The sequence below is a fragment of the Spirosoma lituiforme genome (genome assembly GCF_054776635.1).
In genome coordinates this window covers 680,771-693,477 of sequence record NZ_BAAHBO010000002.1, presented here as the reverse complement: position 1 = coordinate 693,477, position 12,707 = coordinate 680,771, and the positions used below count along the sequence as shown (strand labels likewise).

Annotated in this window: 11 protein-coding genes; 3 read left to right on the top strand and 8 right to left on the bottom strand. The window is 49.5% G+C overall.

Translation table 11 applies throughout. The features are described from left to right. Window positions 1–56: 56 nt before the first annotated feature. The 7 genes from ACYU87_RS11285 to selD all read right to left on the bottom strand — a co-directional run bounded on the left by ACYU87_RS11285 (window position 57) and on the right by selD (window position 5,668). Window positions 57–1,064 (bottom strand): 3-oxoacyl-ACP synthase III family protein, encoded by a 1,008-nt coding sequence (locus ACYU87_RS11285; RefSeq protein ID WP_461134168.1) that lies wholly within the window; start codon window positions 1,062–1,064, stop codon window positions 57–59. Between the two features lie 95 nt (window positions 1,065–1,159). After that, window positions 1,160–1,411 (bottom strand): phosphoribosylformylglycinamidine synthase subunit PurS, encoded by a 252-nt coding sequence (purS, locus tag ACYU87_RS11280; RefSeq protein ID WP_461134167.1) that lies wholly within the window; start codon window positions 1,409–1,411, stop codon window positions 1,160–1,162. A gap of 63 nt (window positions 1,412–1,474) precedes the next feature. After that, a complete protein-coding gene (pssA, locus tag ACYU87_RS11275; protein WP_461134166.1) occupies window positions 1,475–2,176 on the bottom strand; it encodes a CDP-diacylglycerol--serine O-phosphatidyltransferase in 702 nt (233 codons plus the stop codon). Between the two features lie 97 nt (window positions 2,177–2,273). Then, window positions 2,274–2,909, bottom strand: coding sequence for an MBL fold metallo-hydrolase (locus ACYU87_RS11270; protein ID WP_461134165.1), 636 nt, complete (start codon window positions 2,907–2,909; stop codon window positions 2,274–2,276). Between the two features lie 100 nt (window positions 2,910–3,009). Next, window positions 3,010–3,711: an SAM-dependent methyltransferase gene (locus tag ACYU87_RS11265; protein WP_461134164.1), complete on the bottom strand. Its 702-nt coding sequence runs from the start codon at window positions 3,709–3,711 to the stop codon at window positions 3,010–3,012. Further along, window positions 3,711–4,481 (bottom strand): alpha/beta fold hydrolase, encoded by a 771-nt coding sequence (locus ACYU87_RS11260; protein WP_461134163.1) that lies wholly within the window; start codon window positions 4,479–4,481, stop codon window positions 3,711–3,713. Before ACYU87_RS11260 ends, ACYU87_RS11265 begins: the two co-directional genes overlap by 1 nt. Before the next feature lie 107 nt (window positions 4,482–4,588). Next, window positions 4,589–5,668 carry a selenide, water dikinase SelD gene (gene selD, locus ACYU87_RS11255; RefSeq protein WP_461134162.1) on the bottom strand — a complete coding sequence of 360 codons (1,080 nt, stop codon included), beginning with the start codon at window positions 5,666–5,668 and terminating at the stop codon, window positions 4,589–4,591. 327 nt (window positions 5,669–5,995) lie between these two features. On the opposite strand from selD, the gene ACYU87_RS11250 reads away from it, so the two are divergent. Continuing rightward, window positions 5,996–9,400, top strand: coding sequence for a TonB-dependent receptor (locus ACYU87_RS11250; RefSeq protein WP_461134161.1), 3,405 nt, complete (start codon window positions 5,996–5,998; stop codon window positions 9,398–9,400). Window positions 9,401–9,478: 78 nt separating this feature from the next. Then, the gene (locus ACYU87_RS11245) at window positions 9,479–10,345 is read left to right on the top strand and encodes a glycerophosphodiester phosphodiesterase family protein (RefSeq protein ID WP_461134160.1); all 867 of its coding nucleotides are present in this window, start codon (window positions 9,479–9,481) and stop codon (window positions 10,343–10,345) included. Between the two features lie 104 nt (window positions 10,346–10,449). Here the strand turns inward: ACYU87_RS11245 and ACYU87_RS11240 are convergent, their stop codons facing one another. Next, window positions 10,450–11,445, bottom strand: a complete 996-nt coding sequence (locus ACYU87_RS11240) for a patatin-like phospholipase family protein (RefSeq protein ID WP_461134159.1) — start codon at window positions 11,443–11,445, stop codon at window positions 10,450–10,452. A 278-nt stretch (window positions 11,446–11,723) separates the two neighbouring features. On the opposite strand from ACYU87_RS11240, the gene ACYU87_RS11235 reads away from it, so the two are divergent. After that, window positions 11,724–12,698, top strand: coding sequence for a polyprenyl synthetase family protein (locus tag ACYU87_RS11235; protein ID WP_461134158.1), 975 nt, complete (start codon window positions 11,724–11,726; stop codon window positions 12,696–12,698). Window positions 12,699–12,707 lie beyond the last annotated feature (9 nt).

Below are 12,707 nucleotides of genomic sequence, written 5' to 3'. Positions count from 1 at the left end.
TGTATGATGTATGAATCAACGGACAGTCTCATACACCCTATATCATACGGCACATCTCACCACCTGATCAGGGCTGATGCCCACGTAAAGCCACTACCAAAAGCGGCCAGGCAAACCAGATCGCCAGGTTGTATGCGTCCTTCTTCAAACGCTTCGGTAAGGGCAATCGGAATGGAAGCGGCCGTTGTGTTGCCGTATTTCTGAATGTTGTTGAACACCTTTTCGTCGGGCAGGTTCATTTGCTGCTGCACATAACCCGAGATGCGGATGTTAGCCTGATGGGGCACCAGCAAATCAAGGTCATCGGGCTGAAAGCCATTAGCGACCAGACTTTCATTGATGACTTCCATAAACCGCACGACGGCATGTTTGAATACGGCGTTGCCATTCATGGTAACGTTGTACTGGCCTTCCGCCAGCGTTGCCTCCGTCAGCCACTGGCCATCCCGGCTACTACCAGGGTCCCTGACGTACAGCTCTTCGGCGTAACGACCATCGGCGTGGAGGTGCGTGGATAAAACCCGGTGTTCAGGGTCAGTTGTCGCTTGTAGAACGGCCGCTCCGGCTCCATCCCCGAAAATAACGGCCACCCCCCGGCCTTCGTTGCTTTTATTGAGAAAAGAGGACTGGATCTCCGATCCAACAACCAGGATGGTTTTGTACATCCCCGTTTTGATAAACTGGTCGGCAATAGAAAGCGCATAAACGAAGCCGGAACACTGATTCCGAATGTCAATCACGCCAATGCCCTCCAACCCCAGTTCGCGCTGCATCAGAAAAGCCGACCCCGGAAAGTAATAGTCAGGCGTAATGGTTGCGTAAACAATGAGATCAACCGATGACGCGTCCAGCCCGGCCCGATCGAGGGCCATGCGCGACGCGGCCGTTGCCATGCTGGCATTGGTGTCTTTGCCGTAGGTAAAGTAGCGCCGTTGTTTGATACCCGTCCGCTCCTGGATCCAGGCATCGGAGGTATCCATGTATTGGGTCAAATCATCGTTCGTAACAACTCTGTCGGGCACGTAAAAACCTAACCCTTTGATACTGGAATACACTATCGTCATTAATTACTTGTAAAATAGTACGCAAAAATAGCACTTTTTGGGTGCTATTCGTGCCTAAACAACGAAGTCCAGGCATAACGGAAAGAAACGGGTTTCTAAACGGCGTGTAACTCGAACGAATATTCTTCCATAATCAGGTTTGCCAATAACTGACGACAGGCGGCATCAACCGTTGCGCGGGCTTCCTCTTCAGTGGCAGCCTCCACATTAAGCCGAATGTGCTTACCAATGCGAACATTGTCGATCGTATCCATGTGGAGGTTATGCAGTCCCAGCTTAACGGCTTTGCCCTGAGGATCCAGAATTTCCGAGCGGGTCATGATGTTAATTTCAGCGATGTATGTCATTGTAAAGAGTGAAAGAGTGAAAGAGTGAAAGAGCAAAAGAATGAATGTGCAAGTCTGGCACGCTCACTCTTTTGCTCTTTCGCCCTTACGCTCTTTAGAAAAAAGTGAAACAAGAATGTAAAGCAGAATGACTAATGGAATAGCTGCGAAGTGCAAAAATAGCACCAGTAGGGCGGAAGCGATGAGAAAACTGAATTTAATCCGGTTTTCAGCCCAGCCGAACGATTTGAATTTGAGCGCGAAGAGTGGCAGTTCGGAGACGAGCATAAAGGAGAAAGCAATCATCATACCCAACGCAATGTCGTTTTTCCAGATGCCATCGTACTGGGGCTGGTAGCGTTCCATTAAAGGAAAGGCCGCCAGGAGCATCGCATTGGCTGGAACGGGCAATCCGATAAACGATTCGGATTGGCGCGTGTCGATATTAAAGTTAGCCAGCCGGAGAGCCGATAAAACCGCGATTAGAAAAGCGCCATACGAAATAGACCCCAGTCCCTGAAACCAGCAAAGCTGAAAAACAAGGGTAGCGGGCAACGCGCCAAACGTTACCACATCGGCAAGCGAATCCAGCTCCTTGCCAAACGGCCCCGATACCTTGACCATACGGGCCACGAATCCATCGCCAAAATCAAGAATAGCCGCCAGGCCAATTAACCAGGAAGCGGTATCCAGATGACCACGCAGGGCCATAACCATGCCGATACAACCGCACAGCAAGTTGCCGCAGGTCATGGCATTGGGAAGGTGTTTGAGTAATGAAGCCAAGAGTGAATGGTGAATGAAAAATGGAGCCTTACGAATGATGTTCTGGTCAAGTAAGTAAAGAACAGCTTACGGTTGATCTTTACTCATTGGTCTACGATCAGTTGACATAGGGATTGGTCCGTTTTTCCGTGCCAATGGTGGTTGGCTCCATGTGACCGGGGTAAACGGTGTAATCGTCCGGTAGGGTGAATAATTCAGTTTGAATGCTATTGATGAGATCAGCGTGGTTGCAATACGGAAAATCCGTACGACCCACGCTCCCCTTAAACAGGACATCACCACCGATGACATACCGTTCGGCATGATTGACAAACGCTACATGCCCCGGTGCGTGGCCCGGCACAAAGATGACATCTAAAACTGTATTGCCGAACCGGAACTGATCACACTCGGTCAAATAAGCATCAATTGTTGACGGTTCGTAACCCCTAAGGCCATAGAGCGCACAGCGGGTTGGTACGTCATTGAAAATGACCATGTCGAGTTTGTGCAGATACGCTTTCACGTTGAACCTACGCTTCACGTAAGCAACCCCAAACACATGGTCGAGGTGCGAATGAGTCAGGAGCACGTACTTGATCGTGAGCTTGTTTGCGTTTATAAACGTACTCAGTGCCTCTTTTTCCGCCTGTTCGTAACAACCCGGATCGATAATAACCGCTTCGCCAGTGGCCTCATCGGCAATGACGTACGTGTTTTCGTGGAAAGGCGAAAATTCGAAGATTTGAATCATAGCATAAAGCGGTCGGGCAAATGCGGGCGCATACTATCCATAAGGCACTACCCTGTATCGGTGAACCATGGGCGAAACTACCCCCTGGCTACAGTTATACTTACAAAAGTAGAAACACTGTTGGTTTTTTACGTAAATCGGGCACCTGTGTTTTCCATTCGCGTATGGTCATGGTCCGGATAAAGGCATCGGGTGCGGTTATATTACAGGCAACGCACAGGCGCGTATTTCCCTGGCAATTTGCCAGCGTGTCGGCAAAAAGCGCATCGTTCCGGTAAGGCGTTTCCATAAAAATCTGGGTCTGTTGACGTTGCTGGGCTTCTTTTTCGAGAAAACGCAAGGCCCGTGCCCGATCCTGCCGTTCGATGGGGAGGTAGCCGTGAAAGACAAACGACTGACCACTCATGCCCGACGCCATCAGGGCCAGCAAAATAGAGGATGGGCCAACCAGTGGTTCTACCCGCCAGCCGAGCGTATGCGCCATGCTGACCACCACCGAGCCGGGGTCGGCCACACCGGGGCAGCCTGCTTCCGACATAACGCCTGCGTTCCGTTTTCGCTCCATCAACTCCTGAATCTGCTTTCGGGTATCGGCCGGGGGCGTGTCTTTATCAAGATCGAAAAATGTCGTCTCGTCGATGACGCGGCTTGTTTTCAGACCGCTGATGAAGCGTCGGCCCGACCGGGCATTCTCGACAAAATAGGCGTCCGTTTTTTCAATTACTTCTCGAACATAGAGCGGCAGCACGTTGTCTGCCGTATCATCGGCGAGGAGGGTGGGTATCAGGTATAAAGTTGGCATTAGCTAGTTATAAAATTCATTAATACGTCAACAAACTCGACCGGTTTTTCGGCCTGCACCCAATGGCCTGCCCCCTGAATCGTCTGAACCTGTGCATTGGGGAAGATTCGCTTGATGTCCGGAATGTCTTCATTGGTTATGTAAGGCGACTCGCTACCGCGAATAAACAGGGTCGGGGCCGTAACAAGGCTCGGATTGGTTAATTCTTCACCAATGCCGTGCAGTTCCCGTTCAATAACCGGAATATTGATGCGCCAGTCGAACACCCCCTGTTCGTTGCGGTACAGGTTTTTGAGCAGAAACTGCCGTACCGCCAGTATCGGTTCGTACGTCTGTAAAATGGCATCGGCTTCATTGCGCCCTTTGATGCCGAGCAGATTAATGGCCTTCAACCCACGGATGATCTCGGCGTGGTGAATGGGGTAAAATTTAGGCGCAATATCGACCACGACCAGTTTTTCGAACGTGCCCGGATAGGTCATTGCGTATTGCATAACGGTTTTGCCACCCATGGAATGCCCAACCAGAATTGACTTGTCAATACCGTGGTCGGTCAGAAACTCGTGTAGATCGGCGGCCATATTCTGGTAATCCTGATCGTCGGCCCGCGGTGACTGACCATGATTACGCTGATCGACCAGAAAAACGCGGTATCCGTTGGCCGCAATGGTTTTGCTGGTGGTCAGCCAGTTGTCCGATGACCCAAAAAGACCATGCAGGATAACAATGGCTGGTCCGGTTTCGCCCGTTTGGCGGAAGTATAGTTTCATTGAATTTAAAGAGTGAAAGAGTGAAAGAGTGAATGAGCGAAAGAGTGGTTATGTGCTAGCCCGCTCTTTCGCTCATTCATTCCGCATCGGCGGTCCGATTTCGCTCTTTAATTAACATATACCACCTTTTCCCGTTGCTCAACCAGCTCCCCAAACGAACGCAGATCAAGCCCGTTTTCCTGGGCTACCCGTTCAAATTCCGTTGCGCTGTCCGGTTCAACCGCTATGAGTAACCCGCCCGACGTTTGTGGATCGGCCAGAATGTACTTCTGCGTTTCGGTCAACTCGCTGATCTTATGCCCGTAACTGTCCCAGTTGCGAACCGTACCACCGGGAAAACTTTTCTGCGCCAGGTACTCCTCGATCATCGGCAACTTTGGTACATCGTCAAAAGTAAGCGTGGCACTCAGGCCAGATCCTTCAGCCATTTCGGTGAGGTGGCCCAATAAGCCAAAACCTGTTACATCCGTGAGCGCTTTTATGTAGGGCAACTTTCCTAAAACGGCACCGAAGCTGTTAAGCCTGGCCATCTGAGCAGGCGCTATGGCAGCGTGTTCGGGTTTCAGAATGCCTTTTTTCTGAGCCGTTGTCAGAATGCCGACCCCAACCGGTTTGGTTAGATACAATTTGCAGCCTTCCGTGGCTGTATTGTTCTGCTTCAGGTGGTCGAGCCGGACTTTGCCTGTAACGGCCAGTCCGAAAATAGGCTCGGGCGAGTCGATGCTATGGCCACCAGCCAGCGGAATGCCGGCTTCCCGACAAACGGCCCGCGAACCTTCCAGCACCTGCGCGGCTACTTCGGGGGGGAGCTTGTCCAGCGGCCAACCCAAAATGGCAATGGCCATAATAGGTTCCCCACCCATAGCGTACACATCGCTGATGGCATTTGCCGAGGCTATGCGCCCGAAATCGAACGCATCGTCGACAATGGGCATAAAGAAATCGGTGGTGCTGATGATCGCATCGCCATTGCCCATGTCCATCACGGCCGCATCGTCGCGGGAGTCGTTTCCGACCAGCAACTGGGCAAACACAGGCGAACTTCCCGAGTCAAACGTCGCTTTCTGGGGGCCACTGGTTTGCCTGTGTAGAATTTGATCCAGGATTTTAGGCGAAATTTTACACCCGCAGCCCGCTCCGTGGCTATACTGCGTTAGTTTGATGGCAGTCGTATCAATTGGCGTCATAACGAGACAAAACTAAGATAGAAAAATGGGAGAAGGTGCATCAAAGAATCTCATAAGTACATTATCAGCTGACAAACGGTTCTAATAGATGCGTAAGGCTATCTACGTGGTTTTGTGAACTTAACAATTCGTTAATACTAGATTATAGAATGTATCCAGCCTTTAATAGTCTTATTTGTAGATTTTTACATGTATACATTCTAACAGTGGTACTTTTTTAAGAACGCTTACTCTAGGGCTCAAAAAAATAAAGCATATTTGTCTTTAAATTGATCACCTATTTGAGAGGGTAATCTCTCATTGCGTACTAACTAAAAAAACACTTCTATGTCTAAAAAACTACTGCAATTTCGAGTAGCCTTGATGCTGGTCGGCAGTATTCTCCTGGCCGTGCTTGGTGGAAGCGTAGCTAAAGCCCAGGTAACGACGGCCGTTATCGATGGTCTCGTGACCGACGATAAGGGCGGAGCTTTGCCGGGTGCAACCGTTGTCGCGATTCACCAGCCCTCTGGTAGCCGCTACGGTACAACCACGAATGCATCCGGCCGGTATACGCTTCCGGGCGTACGCGTCGGTGGGCCGTTTGTTGTGACCACCACGTTCGTTGGTTTCAAAGATCAGGTAGTTGAAGGCGTTTTCACTAACCTGGGTACAACTACCGACGTAAACTTTAAAATGACTGATAACAGTAATCAGTTATCCGAAGTAGTCGTTTCGGGCAACCAAAACGGAATTATCAGCTCGAACCGTACGGGCGCAGCCGCGTCTTATGGTCGGGCAACAATCAACACGATACCAACCCTGGGTCGTACGATTAACGACATCACAAAGTACAACGCTTATGGCAATGGACAGTCATTTGGCGGTCAGGACCCCCGCTTCAATAACATCACCATTGACGGTGCTGTTTTCAACAACGGGTTTGGCTTAGGTTCATCGGCCATTGCTGGTGGTCGGACGGGTACAACGGCTGTTTCGCTCGACGCGCTGGACGAAATTCAATTGAACGTAGCGCCTTATGACGTTCGCCAGACCGGATTCTCAGGTGCTGGTATCAACGCGGTAACCCGCTCAGGAACGAACGACTTTTCGGGATCGGTTTACTACCTGTTTCGTAACAACAGTCTAGCTGGTAAGCAAGCGAACGGAATCGATTTACCGCCGGTTACGATCGACCAACAGACCAAAGGTTTCCGGATTGGTGGTCCAATCATTAAAAACAAACTGTTCTTCTTTGCGAACGTAGAGCAATACAACAGCAGCCAGCCTGCGTTGGATTGGGTGGCTCAACGCGATGGCTCAACCGCCGGTAACGTGTCACGCGTAACCGCGGCTGATCTGGAAGATCTTAGTTCATTTATGAAAACGAACTTCAATCGGGATCTTGGCGCTATCGATAATTTCAACAACGACGTTAAAAGTATAAAAGGACTGTTGCGCCTTGACTGGAACATTAACGACAACAACAAACTATCTGTACGCTATTCGCACCATAATTCGGAGTCAGACCAGTCGATCAGCAACAGTAGTAGCAGCGGTACAGCTGGATTTGGTAACCGGGCTGGTTACTCTACCGGCGCTTACTCCGGTAACCTGGCTCTATCGCCACAGAATACAGGCTACAAAATTGCTGATAACACTCGTTCAATTGCCCTGGAGTTGAACTCGACGTTTGGCGGTAAGTTTGCCAACAAACTAGTTGCTACCTATAATAAGCAAATCGAAGACAGAACCTATCGGACGAGTGTATTCCCGACTATCGATATTCTGAAAGATGGAACAACGTATACCTCGATTGGGTTTGATCCGTTCACGCCGAACAACAAGCTGAACTATTCGACGCTGAACCTTACGGATAACTTCAGTTACTTCGCCGGGAAGCATACCTTAACGTTAGGCTTGTCGTACGAAAAATATACCTCAAACAACGTATTCTTCCCTGCGTCGAACGGTGTGTATGTGTATAATTCGATCGCTGACTTTAAAACCGCAGCCCTGGCTTCGATCAGCAATCCAACGGCAACGACTTCGCCTGTATCTGTGCGACAGTATAACCTTCGTTATTCGCTGGTTGAAGGCGGAGGTGAACCGCTGCAAACATTGCATCGGAGTACGTACAGTGCTTATGTACAGGATGAGTTCCAGGTTAACCCGAACTTCAAGTTAACGGCTGGTGTCCGGGCTGATATTTTTGCCTATGATAACTCAACTGCCGAAGCCTTCAACAACCCACGGGTAGCCAGAAGTATATACAGAGACGAGAACAATGCTGAATATAGATTGAACACAGGTGCTTTTCCCAAAGCTCGTTTGCTAGTTTCACCCCGCGTTGGTTTCAACTGGGATATCAAAGGGGATAAAACAACGCAGCTACGAGGTGGTAGCGGGATTTTCGTATCCCGTATCCCTGAAGTATTGGTTTCGAACCAGCTAGGGAACAACGGGGTAAACACGGCTCTATTGAATTTCCAGAATACCACCGCTTATCCATTCGTTACGGACCCAAGCTTATTGCCTGCCACCGTACGACCTAACCCCTCGCTCACAAACGTTGAGAGCTTAACGGGCTATGCTGTCAATGCTACTGATCCGGAGCTAAAATACCCAATGGTTTGGAAAACGAACCTGGCTGTTGACCATCGTTTACCATGGGGATTGATCGGGACGGTTGAAGTAATCTATAACAAGACGATCCAGGCTCTTCGGTACATTGACGCTAACTTAGCTGCGCCAACCCGTCAGTTAAGTGGTCCAGATACCCGTAATCTTTTCCCGGCAGCGGGCGTAACGGGTAGCAATGCAATCAATACCGCTCGTTATATCAATTACCCGTATAACACGAATGCATTCGTTCTGAAGAATACAAACGTTGGCGATTCATATACGTTGACTGGTAAACTGGAAAAGTCAGCCGTGAATGGTTTCGGGGGCATGTTGGCCTACACCTACGGGCAAGCGAGAGACTTACAGTTAGTGGGTAGTACGGTTGTTGGTAACACGCCGACTGTACAAGGCCAGAACTACCTGACTATGTCGTATGGTGATAATGACCTTCGTCATCGGATTATTGGTTACGTGAATTATCGCTTGAACTATGGCGGCAAATTTGGTGGCTCGACAACCTTTACACTGGGTGTGCAATCGACGAGTGGATATAAAGCGTCTTACGTAGTTGGCGGTGATTTGAACAGTGATGGTCAGACAAGTAATGACCTGATCTATGTACCCAGAAATGCGTCTGAATTGACTTTTGCTAACCTTGTCGTTGGTAGTGGAGCTTCTGCTGTAACGTATACGCCAGATCAGCAACAAGCTGCTTTTGAGGCCTATATCAATGGTAATGATTACCTGAAAACCCGCCGTGGCCAATATGCTGAGCGGAACGGTGGTTATGCCCCCTGGTTAACTCGCTTCGATTTCACGGCCATCCAGGAGTTCTACGTACGCGCTGGTTCTAAAGGAACGCGTCATACCATTCAGTTCCGGGCTGATATCCTGAACGTTGGTAACCTGCTTAACAACAAATGGGGCGTAGGCTGGCAAAATACATCATCGAGCCCGCTATCACTGGCAAGTGTCAGTACCGCTGGTGTACCAACTTACCGTATGGGAACGCAGTCAGTTGTTGAAAATGGCACAACCAGAACAATTCTGTTGAGGGATTCATTTGTTAAAAACATAACGATTGACAACGTATGGCAGGCACAGCTTGGCGTTCGTTACTCATTCTAAGTACACAAATTGATTAACCAGAAATCCCCCGCACAGCTCTTGTGACGGGGGATTTTTTATTGAATCAGAAACTCCAAGATGAAAACGACCTGCTTTCTTTTTTTAACGTTCCTGACAACCTATGTGGGATTAGCGCAGCCGCTGAACCGGTTTCACGATAGTCAGACAGTTGACGCTTATTTCAGCTACCAGGCGGACCGTAAACGTCCACTTATTTTAGCGCATCGGGGTGGCCCTGCATCAACAGATGCGGAAAACTCGATTACTACCTTCCGTAAAACCACTAAAGCGCTTCCCAATGCCATTATAGAAATGGATGTTCGCCTGACGCGCGATAGTGGCTTCGTCTTACTGCACGATCCAACGTTAGATCGGGAGTCGGATGCAACGGGATCTGTCGCGGAAAAAACAGTGACTGAGCTAAAGCATGTTAAGCTCAAGACCCTTAGTGGTGACCTAACCAGTCAGGCAATCCCCACGTTTACGGACGTTCTGGAGTGGAACAAGAATCGGTACATGCTGGCGCTGGATGTGAAGCCCGGTACGGACCCGTTGCTGGTCCTGAACGAAGTAGAAAAACACCGGGCCGTACACTCCGTTTTTGTCATTTGTTATTCGATGGCCGAAGCCCAAAAGGTTCGGAATCGGTATCCGTCGCTCTGGCTGGCGGTCGGGGTAAACGATATGGCTGGTCTGGAAGCGCTCGAAAAAAGTCCCCTGGCATCTGGTCGCCTGATTGCTCTAACGCCACAGAAACGGCAGCCAATGGCGTTTTATGAACGACTACACAAGCTTGGCATTCTGGCGTCGGTTGGTACGTATGGCAAGGATCAGCTGGATGAAAAGCCAATGGCAGAAGCGGCTGCGGGCTATCGCGATTTGGTGAAGCAGGGTGGCGATATTATCACAACGGATCGTCCGGTGGAGGTGGCCGATATATTTTAATAATCTGCTGTATAACTAGTCAAAGCCAAGAATCATGACTAGGTTATACGGTTGAAATAGTCCGAAAAGCTGGCTATTGAAGGCTCTTATGAGTTACGGTAATCTTACGGGAAAATTGTCGGAGTTTCATTTAATCGCTTTTGCTTCAGCATATCCGTTCCAGCCTGGTAACCTTGAACGATCATGCGGCCGATGTCGTCGGAGGTGAATTTCATCAGGTTGAGGTAAAGCGGTTCAGTAGGTCGAACGATGGTTAGGTTGAGGTCCCGCCCATTGAGGTGTTCCCGGTTGGCAAATCGTTCGGCCCAGGCAATATCGTTGTTCACCAGCTGATTGACGGTAATATCTTTAACCCGGTCCATCAGGTTTAACAGATTCCGGTAGTTGAACTTTTCGTTATAAATCTTTTTGGCATGGCAGGCCACGCAGGCAATGTCCGTAGCGCCATCTTCGATAGCAACCCGCAGCGGAGCCACTTCCCGAAGGCCACCATCCAGAAAAGCACGCCGATGATCGCCCCCGATCTGTACCGCGGGCATCAGAAAAGGCAATGAGCTACTGGCGTAAACGAAGTCCAGAAAATTCGGGTCCTGCGCGTCGGCGTAAAACATATCGCCCTGTATGATATCGACGGCACCAACTTTAATCTTTACCGGTCCTGTTCGGATTGCGTCAAAGTCAATGTGATGACGAATCAGGTTCTGAATGGGGGAGTTGTCCAGCAGACCGTCAAAACGACTCATGATGGTGTTGTACCCCATTCGGAAACGGGACCGAATAACGGCTACATCGCTGGGTTTGGTAATGTTGCGAATCCAGAACTCGATCAAAAACCTGCCCACTTTTATCCAGTCGACCTGGCCCGTTTCAGCGTGCTGCCGGGCGGCTTCATTGGCAATAAAGGTGGCATTGAGGCTCCCCACCGAAATGCCGTAGAGCTGGTCGGGCACAAACCCCGATTCGAACAAGGCCATTACCGCGCCTACCTGAAAGGCTCCTTTCAACGATCCACCGCCCAGTACCAGGGCGCGCTGCGGAACAACGGCAGGCGATGATATGGCCTCTTTGTTGGGGAGTGGGGGAATTGGGTTGTCAATCATAGAGCAAGGTTACGAAATTGCGTCAACGGCCTGCGTGGGCAGAAAGTTGATGCTTTTTAGTCAATAAACAAAACGAATTGGTATAGCGGCAGTTACCTTACAGACACCTGTTTTTCCAAATGGCTTTTTCGGCATCTGGGCTTTCCTTATTATACTTGCCGTAAAATAAGGGCCAGCGCTATCTGTTCCGATAAATGGGTGTAGTGTCTCCTGGTTGGTTGGTAACTATCCTGGATTGAATGCTGTTACCTGAATGCCCCTCACTCATAACTGAACTAATGCCTCTTACCGTCGCCGATATACAAGCCCCGATTGCTGCTGAAATGGAATTATTTGAGCAGAAATTTAAAGGGCAAATGAAAAGCGATGTCATGCTGCTGGACCAAATCATGAACTACATCGTGAAGCGGAAAGGCAAGCAGTTGCGTCCAATGTTTGTGTTTTTGATGGCAGGCGTTTGTGGTCCCATATCAGAAGCTACCTACCGCGGTGCTTCATTGATTGAGTTGCTGCATACGGCCACGCTTGTTCACGACGATGTGGTCGATGAATCCAACTACCGGCGCGGTTTTTTCTCCATCAATGCCCTCTGGAAAAACAAAGTAGCGGTGCTGGTTGGTGATTACCTGCTGTCACGTGGTCTGTTACTTTCTGTCGATAACAACGATTTTGACCTGCTTCGGATTGTCTCAACTGCCGTACGTGAATTAAGTGAAGGGGAGTTACTGCAACTCTACAAGGCCCGCCGATTGGACATTACCGAAGATATTTATTACGAGATAATCCGGCAGAAAACGGCTTCGCTTATTGCTGCGTGTTGTGCTGTAGGTGCCCGTTCTGTCGGGGCTACCAAGGAGATCGTTGATCAGGCGCACAACTTCGGCGAAAAAGTAGGTATTGCTTTTCAGATTAAAGATGATTTGTTCGACTATGGTACGGCCGAGGTAGGTAAGCCGCTGGGTATCGACATTAAGGAGAAGAAGATGACACTTCCTCTGATCTATGCCCTTAATAAAAGTGGCTTTCTGGAAAAGCGCCGGATCATTAACATCATCAAGAACGAAAGCGAAAAGCCCAAGAAAGTAAATGAGGTAATCGCCTTTGTCAAGAATTCGGGTGGTATCGAGTATGCAACGGAGGCCATGAACCACTACGTTACCGAAGCGCAGACGCTGCTCAACGAATTTCCGGACTCGCCTTACAGGAAGTCATTGCATCAACTGGTGCAGTACACCATCGACCGAAGCAAGTGAGGTTATAGC

Bases quoted from the DNA above. Each gene is read 5' to 3' on its own strand.
- ACYU87_RS11235 (WP_461134158.1), top strand. From the start codon at position 11,724: ATGCCTCTTACCGTCGCCGATATACAAGCCCCGATTGCTGCTGAAATG.
- ACYU87_RS11265 (WP_461134164.1), bottom strand. From the start codon at position 3,711: ATGCCAACTTTATACCTGATACCCACCCTCCTCGCCGATGATACGGCA.
- ACYU87_RS11250 (WP_461134161.1), top strand. From the start codon at position 5,996: ATGTCTAAAAAACTACTGCAATTTCGAGTAGCCTTGATGCTGGTCGGC.
- ACYU87_RS11245 (WP_461134160.1), top strand. From the start codon at position 9,479: ATGAAAACGACCTGCTTTCTTTTTTTAACGTTCCTGACAACCTATGTG.
- ACYU87_RS11260 (WP_461134163.1), bottom strand. From the start codon at position 4,481: ATGAAACTATACTTCCGCCAAACGGGCGAAACCGGACCAGCCATTGTT.
- purS (WP_461134167.1), bottom strand. From the start codon at position 1,411: ATGACATACATCGCTGAAATTAACATCATGACCCGCTCGGAAATTCTG.
- ACYU87_RS11285 (WP_461134168.1), bottom strand. From the start codon at position 1,064: ATGACGATAGTGTATTCCAGTATCAAAGGGTTAGGTTTTTACGTGCCC.
- ACYU87_RS11240 (WP_461134159.1), bottom strand. From the start codon at position 11,445: ATGATTGACAACCCAATTCCCCCACTCCCCAACAAAGAGGCCATATCA.
- ACYU87_RS11270 (WP_461134165.1), bottom strand. From the start codon at position 2,909: ATGATTCAAATCTTCGAATTTTCGCCTTTCCACGAAAACACGTACGTC.
- selD (WP_461134162.1), bottom strand. From the start codon at position 5,668: ATGACGCCAATTGATACGACTGCCATCAAACTAACGCAGTATAGCCAC.